This window comes from Salinicola avicenniae (assembly GCF_023736115.1).
GTDB lineage: Bacteria > Pseudomonadota > Gammaproteobacteria > Pseudomonadales > Halomonadaceae > Salinicola > Salinicola avicenniae.
Genome location: NZ_JAKQZC010000004.1, coordinates 161,770 through 176,237, shown reverse-complemented (window position 1 = coordinate 176,237; position 14,468 = coordinate 161,770). Strand labels below are relative to the sequence as shown.

At 65.3% G+C, this 14,468-nt stretch carries 14 protein-coding genes; 8 read left to right on the top strand and 6 right to left on the bottom strand.

What is annotated here, in order from left to right:
* Positions 1 to 94: 94 nt before the first annotated feature.
* The 3 genes from dacB to trmB all read right to left on the bottom strand — a co-directional run bounded on the left by dacB (position 95) and on the right by trmB (position 2,643).
* The gene (dacB, locus tag MC381_RS10190; RefSeq protein WP_251977646.1) at positions 95 to 1,558 is read right to left on the bottom strand and encodes a D-alanyl-D-alanine carboxypeptidase/D-alanyl-D-alanine endopeptidase; all 1,464 of its coding nucleotides are present in this window, start codon (positions 1,556 to 1,558) and stop codon (positions 95 to 97) included.
* A gap of 75 nt (positions 1,559 to 1,633) precedes the next feature.
* Positions 1,634 to 1,963: a DMT family transporter gene (locus tag MC381_RS10185; RefSeq protein ID WP_251977645.1), complete on the bottom strand. Its 330-nt coding sequence runs from the start codon at positions 1,961 to 1,963 to the stop codon at positions 1,634 to 1,636.
* Complete coding sequence (gene trmB / locus MC381_RS10180) at positions 1,960 to 2,643, bottom strand: tRNA (guanine(46)-N(7))-methyltransferase TrmB (RefSeq protein WP_251977644.1); 684 nt, start codon at positions 2,641 to 2,643, stop codon at positions 1,960 to 1,962. Before trmB ends, MC381_RS10185 begins: the two co-directional genes overlap by 4 nt.
* Before the next feature lie 357 nt (positions 2,644 to 3,000).
* Between trmB and MC381_RS10175 the strand changes: the two genes are divergently transcribed.
* The 4 genes from MC381_RS10175 (at position 3,001) to MC381_RS10160 (ending at position 6,035) form a co-directional block, all read left to right on the top strand.
* Positions 3,001 to 4,878: a beta-ketoacyl synthase gene (locus MC381_RS10175; protein ID WP_251978000.1), complete on the top strand. Its 1,878-nt coding sequence runs from the start codon at positions 3,001 to 3,003 to the stop codon at positions 4,876 to 4,878.
* Positions 4,879 to 4,948: 70 nt separating this feature from the next.
* Positions 4,949 to 5,446 (top strand): pantetheine-phosphate adenylyltransferase, encoded by a 498-nt coding sequence (gene coaD / locus MC381_RS10170; RefSeq protein ID WP_251977643.1) that lies wholly within the window; start codon positions 4,949 to 4,951, stop codon positions 5,444 to 5,446.
* A gap of 1 nt (position 5,447) precedes the next feature.
* Positions 5,448 to 5,696, top strand: a complete 249-nt coding sequence (locus tag MC381_RS10165) for a YfhL family 4Fe-4S dicluster ferredoxin (protein ID WP_251977642.1) — start codon at positions 5,448 to 5,450, stop codon at positions 5,694 to 5,696.
* Positions 5,697 to 5,774: 78 nt separating this feature from the next.
* On the top strand, positions 5,775 to 6,035 hold the full coding sequence (locus MC381_RS10160) for a hypothetical protein (RefSeq protein WP_251977641.1): 261 nt from the start codon (positions 5,775 to 5,777) through the stop codon (positions 6,033 to 6,035).
* Positions 6,036 to 6,241: 206 nt separating this feature from the next.
* On the opposite strand, the gene MC381_RS10155 is transcribed toward MC381_RS10160, so the two are convergent.
* Positions 6,242 to 7,651, bottom strand: coding sequence for an alginate export family protein (locus tag MC381_RS10155; protein WP_251977640.1), 1,410 nt, complete (start codon positions 7,649 to 7,651; stop codon positions 6,242 to 6,244).
* A gap of 212 nt (positions 7,652 to 7,863) precedes the next feature.
* Here MC381_RS10155 and MC381_RS10150 point away from each other — a divergent pair, with 212 nt between their 5' ends.
* The 4 genes from MC381_RS10150 (at position 7,864) to MC381_RS10135 (ending at position 12,558) form a co-directional block, all read left to right on the top strand.
* Entirely contained in the window at positions 7,864 to 9,198 is a 1,335-nt protein-coding gene (locus MC381_RS10150; protein ID WP_251977639.1) for an MATE family efflux transporter, read from the top strand.
* A 150-nt stretch (positions 9,199 to 9,348) separates the two neighbouring features.
* A complete protein-coding gene (locus tag MC381_RS10145; protein ID WP_251977638.1) occupies positions 9,349 to 10,662 on the top strand; it encodes a short-chain fatty acid transporter in 1,314 nt (437 codons plus the stop codon).
* A gap of 256 nt (positions 10,663 to 10,918) precedes the next feature.
* The gene (locus tag MC381_RS10140; RefSeq protein ID WP_251977637.1) at positions 10,919 to 11,404 is read left to right on the top strand and encodes an acyl-CoA thioesterase; all 486 of its coding nucleotides are present in this window, start codon (positions 10,919 to 10,921) and stop codon (positions 11,402 to 11,404) included.
* Positions 11,405 to 11,439: 35 nt separating this feature from the next.
* Positions 11,440 to 12,558 (top strand): ion transporter, encoded by a 1,119-nt coding sequence (locus MC381_RS10135; RefSeq protein ID WP_251977636.1) that lies wholly within the window; start codon positions 11,440 to 11,442, stop codon positions 12,556 to 12,558.
* Positions 12,559 to 12,613: 55 nt separating this feature from the next.
* Here MC381_RS10135 and MC381_RS10130 read toward each other — a convergent pair whose 3' ends face one another.
* Positions 12,614 to 13,141 carry a cytochrome b gene (locus MC381_RS10130; protein WP_251977635.1) on the bottom strand — a complete coding sequence of 176 codons (528 nt, stop codon included), beginning with the start codon at positions 13,139 to 13,141 and terminating at the stop codon, positions 12,614 to 12,616.
* A 185-nt stretch (positions 13,142 to 13,326) separates the two neighbouring features.
* The gene (locus MC381_RS10125) at positions 13,327 to 14,382 is read right to left on the bottom strand and encodes a hypothetical protein (RefSeq protein ID WP_251977634.1); all 1,056 of its coding nucleotides are present in this window, start codon (positions 14,380 to 14,382) and stop codon (positions 13,327 to 13,329) included.
* Positions 14,383 to 14,468 lie beyond the last annotated feature (86 nt).

Here is a 14,468-nt window from a genome sequence, read left to right as displayed (position 1 = left end):
CCAACGAAGACTTGAGACCGGACGGGCCAGCACCCGTCACCGCCGACTGGCCACCCGTGGCGATCGGCCGGCAGCCTAGACTCGGGATATCGGATCAGTGATTTTCGATCATCGCGGTGAGATCGTCGGCCACCATCGGCAACGTTTCGCGCCACGACAGATACGGCGTCGCCCCGGTGCCGTTGACGAGCACCGCGAAACTGCCCCAGCGCCCGCTCTCGGTGCGGAAATAGCCCGCTACCGCCCGCACCGTGACCGGCTCATTGAGCGTGCCGGTCTTGAGCATCACGTGGTCCTGAAAGGTCTGGCTACCGCGACGAATGAAGCGCATCGGCCCGTTGGTCGGCACCTGCATGCCCGCCACGAAGGTCGGAAACAGCGAGGCGCGATCATACATCGCCCCCAGCAACGCGTTGACGCTCTGCGCCGAAGTGCGGTTTTCCGGCGTCAGGCCGCTGCCGCTACGCAGCGTGACCGGATCGCTGCCGGGCAACTGGTTGGCGAACTGCTCGAGCATCTGACCGGCCGCCGGCAGCCCCTGCTGTGACCCGGTGGTCAGATCCAGCGCCAGCGTATCCGCCATGAAGTTGTTGGAGTAGTTGAGGGTGCGCAGCAGCAACTCCTGCAGCGGCTTGCCCTCGACCGCGGCCAGCGGCGTGGCACTCACCGGCGGTGGCTGCTGGCTTACCGCGTACCCGTTCTCGAGTGCGATGCCGGACTGACGCAGCAGCGACAGCAGCGTCTGGCCAGTCTGATCGGCGGGGTCGGAACTCGACTTGTAAACCGCCCGCGGAAGCGCCTCATCGGGAATCTGTCCGCTGACACGCAGCGTATCGCCATGGGCATCGGTGATGCGTCGGGCGGAGAGCTGGACGGCGCCACCCGCGGCGACGGTGGTCACATCGTTTTCGATTCGAATGGTTGGCGCCACGGTATCGCAACTGGTGATTCGCGCCGGCTGACCGACGATCCCGGGCGTCACCGTGGCACACCAGCTGCCGTAATTGACCGCCGCCGAAGAGAGTAGCGCGCCGTAAGCGTTGGTGCCTTCGCTACGCGTATGGCAGCGGTCGGTGGTCACGCAGTCGACCGGCCCGAAGCGCCACTGGCTGATCACCAGTTGGCCGTCGACGCGAGAGACGCCGCGCTCGCGCAGTTTCTGGATCAGCCGCCAGAGCTCTTCGGACGTCAGGGCCGGATCGCCGCCTCCCTCGAGTACCAGATCCCCGTGCAGAACGCCGTCACCGTCCACCTCGCCGGTCGAGACGAACCGCGTGGTAAACCGATGCTGCGGACCCCAGCGATCCAGCGCCGCTGCCGCGGTATAGAGCTTGGTTACCGAGGCTGGCGACAACGGCTGGACGGGATTGAGCGCGCCGACGACCTCACCGCTGTCGAGCATGCGCGCCTGCGCGCCGATCACAAAGCCTTTGTCAGCCAGTCGCGCCACGTGATCGAAGCCGGCAGCCTGGGCAAGCGAGCCGGTCAGCGACAGCGCCAACGAGAGAGGTAGAAGGAAACAGGAAATCGGGAACCGCCGGGACACCCTTCGCCGCATGGGGAACGCTCTCGCTAAGTGGAGTGAGACACGAAAGTATCGAGCGTACCAATGAAATCCCGTGCGTTGCGATGCCTAGTGCGAGGAAATTCGGGAAAAAAGCTGAATGGTCATAACGCCAACCACGATCAACCCCATACCGAGGAGCGCCGGCAGATCGGGCTTCTCGCCATAGAACAGAATCCCGATCAGCGTCACCAGCAAGATGCCGGCCCCGGCCCAGATCGCGTAGGTAATGCCGACCGGCAACGTCTTGAGCACCACCGCCAGCGCGTAGAACGAGAAACCATAACCGAGCACCACGATGACACTCGGCCACAGCCGCGAGAAACCGGCAGACGCCTTGAGCGAGCTAGTCGCCAGGACTTCGGCGGCAATTGCCATGGCCAGCAGCAGATAACTCATGCCGTTCCCCCCGGTTGTGGAGACGGCAATTCAACCCGATAGCGCCACAGCGCCTGACCGCTCAGGTGATACTTGCGCTCGAACGGCGTCAGAAACGCCCCGTCCGGGTCATGCCGCGAGAGCGTCCCGTCGAGACCGGTCAGCAACCGCACTCCCTGTGCGAACTCCTGCGCGTAGATCGCCCAGTTGGTGCGCAACTCCAGCGTACCGCCGAGCCCCACCAGAGCGGGGAAAACCGGATGGCCATGCCAGCGCTTCTTCAATTGCGTCTTCTTCGGATAGGGGTTGGGATAGAGCAGGAAATGTCGGGCGGGTTGCCAGCCGGCGGCTCCCGCGAGACGCCAGAAGTCGACCAGGTCCGCGCGTACCAGCAGGGCGTTATCCGGCAGCTCGCCATGATCTCGCGACAGCCGGTCCTCACTGCGATCGACCCCGATCACCGCGTGCGTCGGGAAGCGCTCGGCCAGCTGCCGGGTCGAGAGGCCGACGCCGCAGCCCGCGTCCAGTACCAGCGGTTGTTGTCGTTGGGCAAGCCAGGTGTCGGCCTCGGCGAAGGCGGCCTGGGTATGCGCCGCCGGCGGACGCTGCCAGGCACTATCGCGCGCGCGCTGCACGCGGCGGGCGAGATCGTCGTGCGGTCCCTCCTGGGTCGTAGTGATGGCGCGGGAAACTGAGTGCATGGCAGTCACGAGGCAGAAGTAAGGGAAGGTGGTAAAATGAAAAGCGCATTCTAGCAGCGGACACTTCAGGATTCCCGCCAACGCTACGGCGTCGACCAGCCGCCAGGTCAACGCCGCTTGGCATGACGGCACGCGCGCGCAGGTGTATCATCCCTGCCCACATTCAGCCAATCCTGGCAATGCGGCCTTCGATGGCATGCGCAGTCTACGTCGTCCGCCGAACCAGCGCCGGCGGCGATGCGCCATCGGTGGGAGATGCCCTTTCATCGCAGTCGCGTCATCCCCATGTCATCCAGCTCCCATTGCCTCCATATTCACGAGGGACGTGGCTTGTCACATTTACCGGTGATCGTCGGCATGGGCGGTGTCAACGCCGCGGGAAGAACCTCCGGCCATCATGCCTACCGCCGTACGATTCTCGATGTGCTGTCGCAGCCGGCGCAGACACAGACCCTGCTCGCCCTGGCCAGCCTGATGCAGCTGGCGACCCGGGATGAAAGCGGTGCCTGGCGCGATGCCGACGGCGAAGCGCTGAGCGAGGCCGAAATCGTCTCGCGCTACCGCACGCAGATCCTGCGCCATACGCTGGTACGGCGGATCGAAAACGGAGATTTCCAGGCGGACGGCATCCCGGGCAACCGCCCCATGAGCCTGACGCTCGGCGAGCCGCTGCGCTTCACCACCTCGCGTCGCCAGCTGCCGCAGCCGCTGCCGGCGGGCTGGCAAGTGCGCGATATCGACCGCCACACCGTCGAGGTCGATGTCCCGGCGGGGGAGCTGGATGCGCTGATACCGGAGCGTCGCCAGGCGCAGGTCCGCGCTGCCGGCCAGCTGCCGAATGGCTTTGCCCCGGATACGTTCTACCGCAGCGTGCATCATCCGCGCGGGCTGTCGATGGCGATCTTCGGCGTCAGCGACTGTCTCGGCCAGAGCGGCCTGGACTGGGCCGCCCTGCGCGACCACCTCGATCCGGATGCGATCGCGGTCTACGCCGGCAATTCCATCGGTCAGCTCGACGATGCCGGCTGGGGCGGCATGCTGCGAAGCTACGTCACGGGCAGCCGCACCACCTCCAAACAGATGCCGCTGGGCTACGGCCAGATGCCCGCGGACTTCCTCAATGCCTACGTGCTCGGCAGCGTCGGCGCCACCGGCGCGATCCAGGGCGCCTGTGCCACCTTCCTCTACAACCTGCGGCTGGGTATCGAGGACATCCGCCAGGGCCGTCGCCGGGTCGTCATGGTCGGCACCAGCGATGCCCCGGTCACGCCGGAGATCATCGAAGGCTTCCGGGCCATGAGCGCCCTCGCGGACGACCACAGCCTGATGGCCCTGGACGCGCTCGAGCGCCTGACGGACGAAGACTATCAGCGCGCCTGCCGCCCGTTCGCACGCAACTGCGGCTTCACCATCGCCGAAGCCTCGCAGTTCGTGATGCTGATGGATGACAGCCTGGCTCTGGAGACCGGCGCGCAGATTCTCGGCGCGGTGCCGGAAGTGAACGTCAACGCCGACGGCTGGAAGCGCTCGATCTCCGCCCCCGGCATCGGCAACTATCTGACGCTTGGCAAGTCGGTCTCGCTGGCCCGTGCCATCCTTGGCGAAGAGAGCGTCCGCCACCGCAGCTACCTGCACGCCCACGGCACCAGCACGCCCAAGAACCGCACCACCGAATCGCACATCTTCGATCAGGTGGCTCGCGCCAACGGCATCGAGAACTGGCCAGTGGCTGCGATCAAGGCCTTTATCGGCCACTCCCAAGGCAGCGCCGCCGGCGACCAGCTGACCAGCGCGCTGGGGACCTTTGCCCACGGCTGGGTCCCGGGGATCCCGACACTGGATGCGGTCGCCGACGATGTCCACGCCGAACGGCTGCACTTCTTCCGCGAGCCGCTCGCCTTCGACGCCGACTGCACCTTCGTCAACGCCAAGGGCTTCGGCGGCAACAACGCCACCGGTCTGGTACTGTCGCCCGCCGTTACCGAACGCCTGCTGGTTCAGCGTCACGGCCAGCGTGCGGTGGACGACTGGCGTCATCGTCGCGAGCAGACCCAGGCCAACGCCGAGGCTTACGAAAGCCGCGCCACGGCAGGCCAGTTCGATGTGATCTATCGTTTCGGCGAAGGGGTGCTCGAAGGCCCCGAGCTGGAAGTCGGAGCGGACGAGATCCGCATCCCCGGCTACGCCAAGCCGGTGTCACTGAAGGCTGACAATCCTTTCGGTACACTGGAGTGACGCCAGCGCCGGGCCCTTCCCGATCCTCGGGAGCGGCCCGGACGCGGGCGCCCGATAAGAGGTTTGTGGCATGAATACCGTGGTCTATCCCGGCACGTTCGATCCGATCACCAACGGTCACCGCGACCTGATCCAGCGCGCGGCGCGCATCTTCGACCGCGTGGTGATCGCAGTGGCAGAAAGCCCGCGCAAGCAGCCGACGCTGTCGCTGCCGGTGCGCGAGGCGCTGGCGCGCGAGGTCGTGGCCGATTGGCCCAACGTCGAGGTGATCGGCTTCGACGGCCTGCTGACCGAGCTGCTGGATCGTCTCGACGCCCGCATCATCCTGCGCGGGCTGCGCGCGGTTTCCGACTTCGAGTACGAGATGCAGCTCGCCAACATGAATCGCGCCCAGGCGCCCGACGTCGAGACGCTGTTTCTGACGCCGGAGATCGAGAACTCCTATATTTCCTCGACCCTCGTGCGCGAGATCGCTCGGCTGGGCGGGGACGTTTCACAACACGTAGCGCCGTGCGTGATCGAGGCCTTGCGCCAGCGATTCGCCAGCGACGGCACGGGAGGACACTGATATGGCCCTGATGATCACCGATGAATGCATCAACTGCGATGTCTGCGAGCCGGAATGTCCGAACGACGCCATCTCGCCGGGCGAGGAGATCTATGTCATCGATCCCGCCCGCTGCACCGAATGCGTCGGTCACTTCGACGAGCCGCAGTGCCAGCAGGTCTGTCCGGTAGACTGCATCCCGCTCGACCCGGAACGCGAGGAGAGCAAGGCGCAGCTGATGGAGAAGTACCGAATCATCACCGCTGCCTGACCGAGTCGCGGCCATGGCGCCGTTCCGTCCGACAGGCTGCCGGCGAGACACCGGAAGGGACGAGATTGAGGAGTGAGCTTGAAGGATGAAATGCCGGGAAAGGATCGCTCCCCGACGAACCAAGCGAGCCTTCTCAAGCGGTATCGCTTCAACGCCTGGTCGATCCTGATCGTGGGGGTCAGCGTCGGCTTCATCGTCATCGTCACCACGCTGCTGGGCAAGCCGATACCGCCTGCGGCGCTACTGGCCACCATGGGGGCGCTCGCGCTGTTCGTGGTCGTTCAGGTGCTGCGTAACGCCCGTCTTATCAAGCGCCTCAAGCACGAGCGCGACCGCTAGTACGTGACATCATCCCGTATCGACGCCATCTCGTATCGACTCCATCGCCGCCCCGATCTCCCGCCCGGGGCGGCGATGGCGTTGTCATGATGGCCAATCCTGCCGACGGCCGACCGCCAGGCGCGTTGCCGGCAGCCCCTAGACCTTAGATCTAGCCCTTGCACCTGGGCCTTACATACCTAGCCCTCGGCACGTAGAAACCTTGCCTAGAAGCTGTAGGTGGCAAAGAGCTCGAACAGCTGCGCGGTATCGTCGTTGCCGCCGAAGCGCGCCTCGGCGCCACGCTGCGGATCGGCAACCGCGTAGATCGCCGACAACGACAGCCTTTGGGTCATCGACCAGTCGGCGTAGACATTCAACTCGTTGGCAAAGTCGCTGTCGCTGGCACCGGCCGCCTCGGTGTCGTGGTACCGGAAACGATAGGCGATGACGCCGGTTTCCAGGTCATCTCGCGGTGCCACCGAGGCGCGCAGCATGTCGACGTCGAGATTGGCGTTGAACAGCATGTACTCGCCGACGATCTCGCCCATGAACCAGTTACCCCAGCCGCCGGCGAAGTCGTAGAAGAGCGTGTCGTAATCCTCGCCGAACTCGGCATGCCGGTAGGCGACCTGCGGTGTCCACGGCACGTCGGAGAAGTCGTAGGTCACCTGCACGTACCAGCCGTTGTCGTCGACGCCTTCATCGCGGTTTTTCTCGTGAACCAGCTGCCCGCCGAGCGAGAGATCCGGCACCGCGGCGAACGGCTGGCCCTTGGCGCGGAGGTTGTAGACGTCCATGCCGTCGCGGCCGTCGATATCGCTATCGTCGACGCGCACGTAGGCGCCACCGACCTTGGCCCGCTCGCCCCAGGTGTAGTCGACGTTGGCCCCGTTGGCGCGGGTCTCCTGATCCGGCCCGCCGCTGACGTACTGGTCAGCCTCGAGATGGAACAGGTCGCCATGCCAGCCATGGCTGTCGAGTGACGCGACAACACTGTTCTTGAAGCCCTCGCTCGGCCCGATGTAATAACCCGCGTACTTGCCGGTATCCGTAAAGCCGTCGCCGATCAGAAAGCCGTCGCCGAAGGTGAACTTCTGGCGCCCGGCGGAGAGCGTCAAGGCATCCTCGCCCAGAGTGTCAGCCCAGAGCCCGCCGCTACGCCAGCCCAGATAGGCCCGGTCCAGGCGGGCCTCTTCGGGATGACCGGGCGTGGCGCCGGAGGCATCGCCGTAAGCGCTGCCCCGTGTCATCGAGTAGATACCCTGAATACCGGTAAACCAGGTGCCCCCACCCGCGACATCCCACTCCACGGTCGCGGAGGGTACAGCCGAGGCCTCCCACCAGTCCGGTCCGGTGCCAGTCGGCGCACCGCCGTCGATGCTCGAGTCCGAGCCGAAGTTGACGTGATCGGTCGCGGCGCCGAAGCCGTAGAGCGTCAGACCGCCATTGAGTCTCAGGTGGCCGTCGTCGCTTTCATAGAGTGCGTGCGGCGTGCTCGGCGTGACGATGCCGGCCTGTTGATAATCGATATCGGTCACGGCGGTGATGGCGAAGGCGGGCGAGGCGAACAGCCCGGCCGCGAGCGCCGCCAGATGGCAGCGGCGCGGGGCCCGGAGGGCGCGCGGATCGTTCATGGTTCTGTCCCTTGAGGTTGACGCTCGCCCTTTCCCGGGCAAGCGCTGCATTCCGCTGCCGTGCGGAACGCGATTGTTATGGCCTTGATGGCAGCCTTACTTACTGTAGGAAAAGCCCAAGGCAAGCGCCAAGTTCAACGGTGGAGGATCGCGTCGCCGGACGCTTGCGCGTATTCTGCGGCTTCGTGTCATCGCCATCAGCAAGGAACGCCGTGGCCACGCCAGAGCCCTCCCGCTACACCACCCGCCATGTCTGGACACTGGCCTGGCCGATCATCCTGTCGAATATCACCGTGCCGCTGCTGGGCCTGGTCGATACGGCGGTGGTCGGCCACCTGCCGGATTCGCGCTATCTCGCCGCGGTCACGCTCGGTGCCACGCTGTTCAGCTTTCTCTACTGGGGCTTCGGCTTTCTGCGCATGGGTACGACGGGGCTGACCTCCCAAGCGGTCGGACGCCACGACGACAGCGATGTACGTCTGCTGCTCGCCCAGTCGCTGATGATGGCCGTCACCATCGGTCTGCTGCTGATTCTCTTCTCGCAACCCTTGATCGCGCTCGGCCTGCGCCTGCTCGACGGCAGCGAGGCGGCGATGTCGCTGGCCGCGAGCTATGCGCATATCCGTATCTTCTCGGCCCCGGCGGTGCTCGCCAACTACGCCATTCTGGGCTGGTTCATCGGCCAGCAGAAAACGCGTATCACCTTCGCCATTCTGCTGCTGACCAATGCGGTCAACATTCTGCTCGACCTGCTCTTCGTGGTCGGCTTCGGGCTCGCCAGCGACGGCGTGGCCTGGGCGTCGTTGCTGGCGGACTACAGCGCGCTCGCCTTCGGCCTGTGGCGGGTGGCGGTGCACTGCCGCGGTCTCGGCGGCGAGCTGTCGCGGCGCGCCCTGCGGGCCTGGGCCAACTATTCGGCGCTGATCCGGGTCAACCGCCACCTCTTCGTGCGCACGCTGGGCTTGCTGTTCGCCCAGGCCTTCTTCACTGCCCAAGGCGCGGATTTCGGCGATACCGTACTCGCCGCCAACGCCGTGCTGCTGCAGTTCATCATGCTCACCTCGTATGCGCTGGACGGCTTCGCCAACGCTGCCGAAGCGTTGACCGGCCGAGCCGTCGGCCAACGCGCCTGGGACGACTTCGCGGCAGCCGTGCGCGCAGCGGGCCGACTCTCGCTGCTGGTGGCGGGCGCCGCCATGCTGCTCTTCGCAGGTGCCGGCGAACACCTGATCGCCCTGCTGACCAACCTCCCGGAAGTCCGCGCCACCGCCGCCGACTATCTGCCCTGGATGATTGCCATGCCGGCGCTGGCGGTCTGGAGCTACCTGCTCGACGGCGTCTTTATCGGTGCCACCGAAAGCCGGGCGATGCGCGACACCGTCTGGCTGGCAATCGCCGTCTATCTGCCGGTCTGGTGGTTGACGCAGGACTTTGGCAATCACGGGCTCTGGTTCGCCTTCCTCTGCTTCACGCTGGTCCGCTCGGCCTCGCTCGGCGTCTGCTATCTGCGCTACCGGCGCACGCGCTGGTCCGCTGACAACGCTTGACCGCTCCGATACGCGATACGCAACACTCGACCAAGGTTGACTCATCGCGACACCAGGCATGCGCTAGGCTCGCGCTAACGCCGCGTCGTCGCGAGGGGACGCGGCGGCGTACGTTTTCTCCCCGCCTCTCTCGCGACAGGAGCCGAACCGATGCTGCAGCGTCTTTCCCGCCCGGCGGTCAAGCTGGTCGAGCGCTATCTGCCCGATCCCTATATCTTCGTGCTGCTGCTGACGCTGATTGCAGCCCTCGCCGCCATGGGGCTCGAGCAGCAGTCGCCGCTGGCGGTCATGCGCTACTGGGGAGACGGCTTCTGGGGGCTCTTGTCATTCTCGATGCAGATGCTGCTGGTGCTGGTCACCGGCTTCATGCTGGCCAACTCGCCGCCGATCCGTCGCCTGCTGGATCGCCTCGCCGCGTTGGCGCGAACCCCGGCCCGGGCCATCATGCTGGTGACGCTGGTGTCGCTCGCCGCCAGCTGGATCAACTGGGGCTTCGGCCTGGTAATCGGCGCCCTCTTCGCCAAGGCGCTGGCCCGACAGGTACGGGTCGACTATCGTCTGCTGATCGCCAGTGCCTATTCCGGCTTCGTGGTCTGGCACGGCGGGCTGGCGGGGTCGATTCCCCTGACCATTGCCACCCCGGGGCACTTCAGTGAAGCCCAGATCGGAATCGTGCCCACCTCACAGACCGTCTTCGCCGGCTACAACCTGATCATTGTCGCGGCGCTGTTCGTGATCATGCCATTGATCAATCGCTGGATGCTGCCGCCGGAATCCGAAAGTGTCTTCGTCGGCCGCGAACAGCTGGCCGAGACCCAAACCGAGGCAAGCAACCGCCACGACCGGCCTGCCGACCGGCTCGAGAACAGCACCTTGCTGTCATGGCTGGTCGGGGTGCCGGGGCTGCTCTACCTGCTTCACTATTTCGCCTTCGCCGGCGGCGGTCTCAACCTCAACAGCGTCAATTTCCTGTTCCTGATGCTCGCCATCGTGCTGCACCGCACGCCGCGCAGCCTGCTGGCGAGCCTCAACGAAGCGATTCGCGGCGGAGCCGGCATCGTCATCCAGTTCCCCTTCTATGCCGGCATCATGGGCATCATGATCCAGTCCGGCCTGGCCCAGTCGCTTTCGGAGATGTTCGTCGCGATCGCCAGTGCCGACAGCCTGCCGTTCTGGTCCTTTATCAGTGCCGGCGTGGTCAACCTGTTCGTACCCTCCGGCGGCGGCCAGTGGGCAGTACAGGCACCGGTGATGCTGCCGGCGGCGGAAGCACTCGGCGCGGATCTCTCGCGAGTCGCGATGGGCGTGGCCTGGGGCGACGCCTGGACCAATCTGCTGCAGCCCTTCTGGGCGCTGCCGGTGCTCGCCATCGCCGGGCTCAATGCCAAGGACATCATGGGGTTCTGCCTGATTCAGCTGGTCGTCACCGGGGTGGTGATTGGCGTGGGCCTGAGCGTGCTGTAGGGCGTCAAGCGGGCGTTGGCTATCGCTGCGATACATGGGCAGTCGCGGGCAAACGTGTTACATCTGTTGCCGACCGGCGGCTCGACCGCCGCGTCGATCGACAATTGGTAGTGGCAATCGATAATGGCAATCGACAATGGCAACCGATGACGACGATCGGTAACGCTAGCCGATAGCGACAACCCTCCGCTCCTGACGACGCGCCCCGAGGAAAACCGTGACGCCCGATGACCTTCCCCGGCAGCATGAGCTGTCGATGACCGTACTCATGACCCCCGACATGGCCAACTTCAGTGGCAAGGTGCACGGGGGGGCCATCCTGAAGAAGCTCGACGAGGTCGCCTACGCCTGCGCCAGTCGCTATGCCGGCAGCTACGTGGTGACCCTCTCGGTCGACCGCGTGCTGTTCAAGCAGCCGATTCACGTCGGCGAACTGGTCACCTTCCTGGCCATGATCAACCATGTCGGCCGCTCCTCGATGGAAGTTGGCATCAAGGTGCTGGCCGAGTCCATCCAGGACCGCGTGATTCGCCACACCAACAGCTGCTACCTGACCATGGTCGCCGTCGACGGTAACGGCAAGCCGGTCTCAGTGCCCTCGCTGGAATTGAAGACCCCGCTGCAGAAGCTACGCTTCGAGAAGGCCGCGCTGCGCAAGAAGATTCGCAAGCAGGAGGCCGAGGAGGAGCGCAACGCCTCGGCTGAGCATCTCAAGGCCTACCCGGCCGCCTCCCACGACTGACGCGATCTCGCCTCGCCCACGAACAAGGACGTTCGATGTCCAAGATACAGGCACGCCAACGCCCCATCGGTTATCTCAGTGAACGGCTGCTGGTGGTATGGGATCTGGCGATCATCGCGCTGGTCGCGATCAACCTCGCGCTACTGCTGTTCGATAGCCTCTATCTGGTCGGCCCGCTGAACGACGCTTTCGAAGCCGTTCTGCCGCGGGCCCACGCCGCCTACCAGACGCATATCCGCGAGCACTTCGTCGAAATCGATCTCGGCTTCGTCGCGATCTTCCTGCTCGACGTGCTGCTCGGCTGGGCCATCGCGATCGCGCAGCGCCGCTACACGCGGTGGTTCTTCTATCCATTCGTGCACTGGTACGACGTGCTCGGCTGCATTCCGCTCGCCGGCTTCCGTCTGCTGCGCGTCCTGCGCGTGATCTCGCTGATGGTCCGCCTGCAGCGCCTCGGCGTGATCGATATCACGCGCTGGCCGCTCTATCGCTTCTATCGCACCTACTACGGCGTGGTGATGGAGGAGATTTCCGACCGCGTGGCGCTCAACCTGCTCAGTGACCTGCAGAGCGAGATCCGCGACAGCGAACAGTTCACCCAGCGGGTCTCGCAGGAGGTGATCCAGCCGCGCAAGCAGGCCCTGGTCGAAGAGATCGCCGGGCGCCTGGAACGAACGGTGGACAAGAGCTACGCCGAGAACCACCACGAGATCCATCGCTACGTCTCGGCGCTGGTCTCGCGCACGGTCGAGGAGAACGCCGAGCTGAAGCGCCTGCGGCGCCTGCCGATGGGCGATGCGCTGGCGGAGAGCCTCGAACGCAGCCTCACCGATGTCGCCAGCCGCGTGGTCCACGAAGCGATCGACGGTCTGCGTTCGCCGAGCTTCCACACGCTGCTGTCGGAGCTGGTCGGCAGCGGCATCGATGCCTGGCTGCACGTCGACGCCAAGACCGATCGCGTGACCCAGCAGGTGATGATCGACGTAATCGAGCTGCTCAAGGAGCAGGTCGCGGTGCAGCGCTGGAAGAGCGAGCTGAGCCCGGACCGGGACGCGGCATCCTCGCCGGGCGCCTCACTGGATACCTTGCGGGAAGCGCGGCACACCGAGACAGCCAGCGCGGCGACACGCGCTAGCGCACCCGGGCGCCAGTAAGCCGGGGCTTCCCGCTCGCATCGCCGAGAAGCTGCGAGCGGGAACGACACGACCGCTACGACCGGCCGATCATGCGTCGCAGGGTGTCATCGCGACGCGCAAAGTGATGATGCAGCGCCATGGCGACATGGCCGACGATCAGCGCCGTCAGCACCCAGGCGATGGTGCCGTGAAACTGGCCGATGGCGGTCGCCCAGGCCACATCGGCGCCAGCCAGAACCACCTGACCGAAGGCGTGAATGCCGTAGCCCATGCCCCAGGTCATCAGCACGCCGGAGAGCGGCATCAGGATCAACAGCAGGTACATCACGACATGGCCGCCGACCGCCAGCCGCTGCAACCGCCCGTCGTGCACCGGGCGGCGCTGAAGCTGAGAGAGGGCCCACAGCGTGCGCAGCGCCATCAACGCCAGCAGGCTGACACCGATACTGGTGTGCCAGGTGATGATCGCCTGGCTGAAGGCGTTGCCGTCCCACAGCATGTTGGCGTATACGCTGGTCAACTGCAGCACGATCAGCAGCGCTACCAGCCAGTGAAATCCCCGCGTGACACTGCCATAGCGCCGAGACGAATCCTTGAGCATGCCTGTCACCTTCTTTCCGGTTCGCCGTTTTGCCAAAGAACGACTTTGCCAAAGAATGACTTTGTCAGAGTGCCGCTCTGCCAGAGACCACTTTGCCAGAACGCCGCTGCCGACCGATGATGTGCCCGCGTCGTCCGCCGGTCTGCGGGTAACGGCAGGCGACACACTAAGCCAACGTCACGCCATCAGCCGACGACGCGCAACAGCGTGTACGGTGCCTCGCACGCCTCTCGCTCGTCGCGTTCGTCGATCCAGCCCAGCGACATATCGCGATCGTTGTCGTAGGCCACGAACAGACGTTCCGCGTCCAGCACGGCCAACCCTTCGGCCTTGTGTTCGAACTCCAGTACCTCGCCGTGCGCATTCTCGACGATCGACGGCGCGGCGCCGCTGGCAAGATCCGCGAGCGACATCGACCAGAGATAGCCACCGATCTGTTCGCCATGCTCGTCCTCGACCTCGAAACTGGCCATTAGGTAGAGCCGATCGTTGAACGGGTCGTACTCGAGACTCGAGAGACCGCAGACGTGGCGCACCCCGGCATAGTCGCCCGGTTCGAAACGGTAGCGCTCCTCGAGCTTGTCGACGAAGGTGAGATTGCCCGACTCGGTCACGCGGTAATGGGCGCCGACAACGCGGCAGACATAGTCGAAATTATCGTGATCCTGGCCCTGCTCGCGCACGCCGAACAGCAACAGTCCATCGCTGATACCGGCCCGGTCCGGCTGCGCCGGCACCGCCGCGAGCCCCTCGATCTTGTAGTAGGGGCAGCCGATCGCCTCGTCGAGCTTGCGCCGCAGTTCCAGCGACCCCTCGACGCCATCGCGCGGGTCCGGATCGACTACCTGCACGCGTTCCGGTTCGCCAACCGGCCAGATCAGCAGATGGTTGTAGGCATTGAGGTCGTGGCTGACGTCGTCGATCCGGTCGAAGCCGGTGGTGGCAAGCACATGACGGTTGTCGGCGGTCAGCGCGAAATCCTCGTATTTCACGGCCCGCTTGATCGCGTCGGCAGTGAGATAACGCAGGCTGTCGGGATCCGGCAGCCCGTCGACGAGATCGACGGCAAACGCCGCGGAACGCGTCTCGCCGGGAATCGGCTTGTCGCTGGCCAGAATCAGCCGCTGGCCGTCGTAGACCACCGCCGAGACCTCGACATTGACCGGCGTGCCGTCGGCATGGGTCAGGCCGGCGGGGAAACAGACGAGCGTGCCGGCATCGATCACTTCGGTACGTAGCATGGCGTGCCACTCCTTGTCAGGCCGTTGGACGCGCACGGCGCCCGAGACGACGAAAGCCGGCACGGCCGGCTCTCGTGAAAGGCCCC

Excerpts from the sequence above, each read along its gene's own strand:
- dacB (WP_251977646.1), bottom strand. The coding sequence starts at position 1,558 with ATGCGGCGAAGGGTGTCCCGGCGGTTCCCGATTTCCTGTTTCCTTCTA.
- MC381_RS10185 (WP_251977645.1), bottom strand. The coding sequence starts at position 1,963 with ATGAGTTATCTGCTGCTGGCCATGGCAATTGCCGCCGAAGTCCTGGCG.
- trmB (WP_251977644.1), bottom strand. The coding sequence starts at position 2,643 with ATGCACTCAGTTTCCCGCGCCATCACTACGACCCAGGAGGGACCGCAC.
- MC381_RS10175 (WP_251978000.1), top strand. The coding sequence starts at position 3,001 with ATGGGCGGTGTCAACGCCGCGGGAAGAACCTCCGGCCATCATGCCTAC.
- coaD (WP_251977643.1), top strand. The coding sequence starts at position 4,949 with ATGAATACCGTGGTCTATCCCGGCACGTTCGATCCGATCACCAACGGT.
- MC381_RS10165 (WP_251977642.1), top strand. The coding sequence starts at position 5,448 with ATGGCCCTGATGATCACCGATGAATGCATCAACTGCGATGTCTGCGAG.
- MC381_RS10155 (WP_251977640.1), bottom strand. The coding sequence starts at position 7,651 with ATGAACGATCCGCGCGCCCTCCGGGCCCCGCGCCGCTGCCATCTGGCG.
- MC381_RS10145 (WP_251977638.1), top strand. The coding sequence starts at position 9,349 with ATGCTGCAGCGTCTTTCCCGCCCGGCGGTCAAGCTGGTCGAGCGCTAT.
- MC381_RS10140 (WP_251977637.1), top strand. The coding sequence starts at position 10,919 with ATGACCGTACTCATGACCCCCGACATGGCCAACTTCAGTGGCAAGGTG.
- MC381_RS10135 (WP_251977636.1), top strand. The coding sequence starts at position 11,440 with ATGTCCAAGATACAGGCACGCCAACGCCCCATCGGTTATCTCAGTGAA.
- MC381_RS10130 (WP_251977635.1), bottom strand. The coding sequence starts at position 13,141 with ATGCTCAAGGATTCGTCTCGGCGCTATGGCAGTGTCACGCGGGGATTT.
- MC381_RS10125 (WP_251977634.1), bottom strand. The coding sequence starts at position 14,382 with ATGCTACGTACCGAAGTGATCGATGCCGGCACGCTCGTCTGTTTCCCC.